Below are 3,990 nucleotides of genomic sequence, written 5' to 3' on the forward strand. Positions count from 1 at the left end.
GTTAACGGCTTCTTTTTGCTCTGGCGAGAGTTGACGATAGGTTGTACCGCGTTTATTCAACACCAGTTCCCAGCCTAATCCATCGCAAAAATGAGTAACAAGCTCGGTATCGATGCCTTGTTTCCGGTAATCATGGAAAGTGTATTCAATGCCATTGGCTTCGAGCCATTTTTTGGCTTTTTTTATGGTATCGCAATTTGGGATGCCATACATGGTGACGGTCATATTGGTTTCATCATAAGAAAATAACTCGGTGTAGAAATCCTAACAGGAAGTGAGCTAGGACACAAAAGCACAAAATTAATATTTTGAAGGGTGAAAAAATTCGCAATCACGCCGTTTTGATTAAAGTACTTTGATCAAACGCAACAAATTGTAGACTGAAAAGGGCTGATAATGGAGAAGAACTACAAGGAGATGTTATCAATGGAATTGAGTCCTGTTTTTGCAAGGCGTTTGTATTTGGCTCTATTAGTTGAAAGTATAGAAAGGCCAAATGTCCCAAAACTTATCGAAAAAACCGGTTGGCCACGCCGTACTATTCAAGATGTATTAAAAGCATTGCCCGGTATTGGTATTGAGCTAATGTTTGTGCAAGATGGTCGTCGCCATAATGATGGTTATTATCAGCTGTCAGATTGGGGGCCATTTGATAGCCAGTGGGTGTTAGAACGACAGCAAGACATCGCTATTAGCCTTGGTTTTCAAGCATAAGCCAGCACTGCTGGCTTTTTTATGCCTCGTTCTTATTGATGCCGATAGTTTATTGATGCGTATTATTTGGTGAGTGCACCCAAAGTGTTTTAGGGCTTTATACAGCGATATGCAATGCCGAAAACTGTAAATGACGTTGCGAAGTCTTGTGGGCTGACGAGAAAAATGGTGTCGGCATTCAATTCGAGGCTTTGATTTTTTACATCGTTAATCGCACCTTGGATGAGCACATCATTCGGATAAAATAAATAGCTATACCAATGGCCTTCACTTCCGGTCACTTCCCCTAAAGCTTCACACTCCTTAGCATCAAAACCAAAGTCCATTCTAATGTCGATATGCTGGCTGCCTTCATTGGCAGTAATCGCGGGTGACGAGCAGCCCGCAAGCAAGAGTGCTGCAACGAATAGGCCCGCAGTACGTTTTAAAATCACGGCTCGCTTTACGATACTATCGGAGATAAGTTGAATGGTGTTCCCCATGACATCAGTCCTACTGCTGCGTTAGATAAGTGATAAAACCTGCCCAACTGACGACTAAAAGCATCCATGGAAGTATGGATGTTGTCGATTTTTGCTCGGAAGTATCTTGTTGGCGAGCATCCGCTTTAGTTTCAGTCTTTAGTTGCTCATTTTTTTCTTTCTGTGTTTTTTTTCTTGCTTTATCTGCTTGGCGATTTCGTTCTTTTTGCTGTTTTTTATATTGGGCGATGCCTTTCTCTATGCCTTGAGCAATTAATTTTGTCTGTTCTTTGGTTTGGTGCTGTTTCTGAGTCGCTTTGGCAATACTCATGGCTTGCTGTTGAGTCTCTTCTGAAGGCGTTGCTTTCTTTTTCATCGGGCATCATGCGGTTGTTCAAGGTGGTGAATAGAGTATCACGAACTCTTCGATGATGAATATATCAAATAGGAAGGGGGGGGCTCTGGACTATAAGGAATGGACAATCTAATCGGTATTTTTCCGTATGCTTCTTTTTTAAGTATGTTTTTTAAAATATGGCATAGATTCGCGTAACCTCTTAATTTCTAAGCTACGATATTAAATCAATGGCGAGGTTAAACCTGCTCTGATGGCATTGTATGGCACTTCTTACCAGATTCTAGCGAGAGATTTATGATTAAGTTGCGACATCTTATTATTCTTACATCTATATTGATGTCACCATTAGGTTATTGTGATTATCCAAATATTGAACGGGCGGTCATTGACTCTAAAGGGACGCAACTCAATGAAACGGATAATGTTGTTAAGCTCGCCATCGAAAAAAAACGCTTCATTTCACTTCGCTATGATGAAGAGTTCAAGCGTAATCGTTTTGACCTTTTTAAAGAGGTCGAACAGCTAAGCGAATTTGAACTCAACGCTTATGTCAACGCTTCTTTGGTACGTGGTATTCAAGACCTTGTAGGGGAGTTTGCCTGCGCAACTTATCGTCACTATTCAGAAAAACCGCAAGCAAACACTTGCGATGAAAGTGTAACCAGCAGGCAAGATAAAGAAGGCAAGCCGTTTCTAAACGGGCAGTATGTGAAAAATCGTATTGCGACGACCATCAATAACATTTCTCATCCTCCCCGCAGCTATGACTTGTTTCTGCCTAGTGCCGAAGAAAAACCCCTCAGTACACTCTGGGGCGCTGTGCATGAAATCGAATTATTGTCTGTTGATGGCACAAGTACTCGTTCGATTGTGCTCACGGTTTATATTGATGCGTATAAAGTAAATCGAGAAGGTGATCGTGAAGAATCCGTGATAGAGGGGGCGCAAGTGGTGTTAGTCGTTGTGCCTGAACCTTATCAAATCGGTCGAGAGAGTAGCGAGCAATCTGCACGCTCATACGCGATTAACAATGCAAAAGTATTGGTCCCTTTTTACGCAGAGTAGTTTCTACGGCTATTTTGGGGCCATCGTTTCTTCATCCTTCCCCTCTTTTTGTTAGATTTTGGCAAAATGTCATCACACTTTATGGCATTTGCGGTAAAGTGTTGTTCATTAGATTTAGCGAAAAGTATTTTTGTGCGTTATTCCGTTGAACAACATGATAAACATGGTTTTTTAAAAGCGCCAGTGTGGCTCTGGCTTGGTTGGATGCTGTTAGCCAAGGCATGGGTAGTCTTTATTGTGGCAGGGGCGAGCAGAGAAAGCGGGGCTAAAATCCTGAGTATCGTATATCCCGACCAAGCAACACTTTATCTTGGGTTAGCGGTCGGGTTGCCAAGTATTATTTTTATGTGGTTAATCGGTTTACGTAATACAGAACGAAAGTGGGTCAATGCCATCGTAAGCTGGGGGCGTTATATCACACTGATGACGGTTTTCCTTCAAATCGCTCAAACGGTATTCCATATCCATTTAGAGCATGGTGCCTTCAACTGGGCAAACGGAATCACACTGATGCTGTTGCTATGGCTCGCGATATATCTAATAAAAAGTCGACGAGTGAGAGATTGCCTTACCACCCCAATACTAAAATAAATACGCTGTCGGTCTCTGTTGCACGTTTGCATACGCGACGCGTATAGACGAGTACGTGAGCAGCAATACCGGTTCACCGAACGTGAACATGAAAGGTATCCAGGTTTAATAATTAAGAGGACGAGTTGATGTCACAACCACAAAGTGCAATTTTGCCTGAAGCAGGTCCATTTGCCCAATACACACTATTGAAAATCAAGCAGAATACGAGCCGCGTACTTGAACACCTTAAAACGTTACCAGCGTTAGTTGCTAAACTGAACGAGGCTCAACCCGAATCAAGTCTAACGATATCCATCGCGTTTACTCGTTCATGCTGGTCAACATTAGAACAATCGATGCCAGAAGAGCTGATGGATTTCCCTGTTCTTGGCAAAGGCGACACCATTGCTCCAAGCAGCGATGTCGATGTGTTGATTCACTGCCATTCAAACCGTCACGATCTCCACTTTTATGTATTAAGAAAGTTAATGGCTGAGATTGAACAAGATATTGAGGTCGTTGACGAAACCTATGGATATCGCTACCTCGATTCTCGTGATATGACGGATTTTATTGACGGCACCGAGAATCCTAAAGAGAAAGTACGTGAAGACGTTGCCATTATTCCTGAAGGTGAGTTTGTTGGTGGCAGCTATGTCATGGTTCAACGCTTTATTCACGATTTACCTTCATGGCACCGATTAAACGTTTCTGCTCAAGAGAAAGTGATTGGCCGAACTAAACCTGATTCCATTGAACTAGACGATGTTCCAGCAGCTTCTCATGTTGGGCGTGTGGATATCAAAGAAGAAGGCAAAG

7 protein-coding genes are annotated in these 3,990 nt (G+C 42.5%); 4 read left to right on the plus strand and 3 right to left on the minus strand.

The window, feature by feature from the left end; translation table 11 throughout:
• Window positions 1-225 (minus strand): ArsC/Spx/MgsR family protein (locus ACP45E_RS17930; protein WP_069585364.1); only part of this gene is annotated, 225 nt, incomplete at its 3' end.
• A 201-nt stretch (window positions 226-426) separates the two neighbouring features.
• On the opposite strand from ACP45E_RS17930, the gene ACP45E_RS17935 reads away from it, so the two are divergent.
• Window positions 427-714, plus strand: coding sequence for a winged helix-turn-helix domain-containing protein (locus tag ACP45E_RS17935; protein ID WP_017033278.1), 288 nt, complete (start codon window positions 427-429; stop codon window positions 712-714).
• 89 nt (window positions 715-803) lie between these two features.
• Here the strand turns inward: ACP45E_RS17935 and ACP45E_RS17940 are convergent, their stop codons facing one another.
• On the minus strand, window positions 804-1,196 hold the full coding sequence (locus ACP45E_RS17940; RefSeq protein WP_017033277.1) for a DUF4156 domain-containing protein: 393 nt from the start codon (window positions 1,194-1,196) through the stop codon (window positions 804-806).
• Window positions 1,197-1,206: 10 nt separating this feature from the next.
• Window positions 1,207-1,551: a DUF2956 domain-containing protein gene (locus tag ACP45E_RS17945; RefSeq protein ID WP_017033276.1), complete on the minus strand. Its 345-nt coding sequence runs from the start codon at window positions 1,549-1,551 to the stop codon at window positions 1,207-1,209.
• Window positions 1,552-1,827: 276 nt separating this feature from the next.
• On the opposite strand from ACP45E_RS17945, the gene ACP45E_RS17950 reads away from it, so the two are divergent.
• The 3 genes from ACP45E_RS17950 to ACP45E_RS17960 form a co-directional block, all read left to right on the plus strand.
• Window positions 1,828-2,598, plus strand: coding sequence for a hypothetical protein (locus tag ACP45E_RS17950; protein ID WP_017038388.1), 771 nt, complete (start codon window positions 1,828-1,830; stop codon window positions 2,596-2,598).
• A 66-nt stretch (window positions 2,599-2,664) separates the two neighbouring features.
• A complete protein-coding gene (locus ACP45E_RS17955; RefSeq protein WP_017038389.1) occupies window positions 2,665-3,189 on the plus strand; it encodes a DUF2919 domain-containing protein in 525 nt (174 codons plus the stop codon).
• A 128-nt stretch (window positions 3,190-3,317) separates the two neighbouring features.
• On the plus strand, window positions 3,318-3,990 hold a 673-nt coding region (locus tag ACP45E_RS17960; RefSeq protein ID WP_069585366.1), incomplete at its 3' end, for a Dyp-type peroxidase.

The organism is Vibrio genomosp. F10 str. 9ZD137 (genome assembly GCF_049974785.1).
Taxonomy (GTDB): Bacteria; Pseudomonadota; Gammaproteobacteria; order Enterobacterales; family Vibrionaceae; genus Vibrio.

Excerpts from the sequence above, each read along its gene's own strand:
- ACP45E_RS17935 (WP_017033278.1), top strand. The coding sequence starts at position 427 with ATGGAATTGAGTCCTGTTTTTGCAAGGCGTTTGTATTTGGCTCTATTA.
- ACP45E_RS17955 (WP_017038389.1), top strand. The coding sequence starts at position 2,665 with ATGTCATCACACTTTATGGCATTTGCGGTAAAGTGTTGTTCATTAGAT.
- ACP45E_RS17945 (WP_017033276.1), bottom strand. The coding sequence starts at position 1,551 with ATGAAAAAGAAAGCAACGCCTTCAGAAGAGACTCAACAGCAAGCCATG.
- ACP45E_RS17940 (WP_017033277.1), bottom strand. The coding sequence starts at position 1,196 with ATGGGGAACACCATTCAACTTATCTCCGATAGTATCGTAAAGCGAGCC.
- ACP45E_RS17950 (WP_017038388.1), top strand. The coding sequence starts at position 1,828 with ATGATTAAGTTGCGACATCTTATTATTCTTACATCTATATTGATGTCA.